The organism is Pseudomonas sp. SMSB3 (assembly GCF_052041965.1).
In the GTDB taxonomy this organism is placed as follows: domain Bacteria; phylum Pseudomonadota; class Gammaproteobacteria; order Pseudomonadales; family Pseudomonadaceae; genus Aquipseudomonas.
The window spans coordinates 1-295 of sequence record NZ_JBKGGV010000058.1 but is presented as its reverse complement, the minus strand read 5'-3'; the positions used below and the strand labels follow the sequence as shown (position 1 = coordinate 295).

1 protein-coding gene is annotated in these 295 nt (G+C 70.5%); it reads right to left on the bottom strand.

The window, feature by feature from the left end; genetic code table 11:
- The coding region (locus ACLEJW_RS23275; RefSeq protein WP_440778337.1) for an AMP-binding enzyme at window positions 1-295 on the bottom strand (295 nt) is incomplete at both ends.

Sequence of the window (295 nt, the reverse complement as noted above, 5' to 3'; positions counted from 1 at the left end):
CAGGCCCACCTGCTCGACCTTGAGCACCTCCTGCCAGATGCCGGCCAGGCGTTGCTCCAGCTCGCTCTGCGGCGCTACGAACTCGCGCCGCGACTGGCCCAGCTCAGGCTTGGGCAGCGCCTTGCGGTCGAGCTTGCCGTTGGGCGACAGCGGCATGCGCTCGAGCAGCACCCACTGGCTCGGCACCATGTAGTCCGGCAGCACCGCCGCCAGGTGCGCCTTGACCGCCTCCAGCGTTTCGCCCTGCTCGGCCACCAGATAGGCCACCAGGTGCTTGCCGCTGGCGCCATCGGCC